The sequence below is a fragment of the Enterobacter cloacae complex sp. S3 genome (assembly GCF_014930495.1).
GTDB lineage: Bacteria > Pseudomonadota > Gammaproteobacteria > Enterobacterales > Enterobacteriaceae > Enterobacter > Enterobacter asburiae_B.
Genome location: NZ_JADBRD010000134.1, coordinates 1 through 252, shown reverse-complemented (window position 1 = coordinate 252; position 252 = coordinate 1). Strand labels below are relative to the sequence as shown.

The following is a 252-nucleotide window of genomic DNA, read 5'->3' as shown; positions in this document are numbered from 1 at the left end:
ATATTAAATATAAAATATAATTCAACGCAAATGCATAATTTGCACCATGAACACCAAATCGATGCACAAAGAGATATGTTAGACCGACTAACAAGAGTGAAAACATTAATTCCGTGATAATATATACTTTAGCTTTACCATGAGCCAGAACAGGATACGCGTATAACCAACTTATGATTTTTATAACATCGCCAATTAATTGTACTAAAAATAAATCTCTAGCAAGTGAAAAATCATTGGTGAATAGAATGG

General features: G+C 30.6%; 1 pseudogene. It reads right to left on the bottom strand.

The annotated features are described in order from the left end of the window. Positions 1-252, bottom strand: a pseudogene (locus tag IM317_RS24105) (O-antigen flippase); the annotation flags it as partial.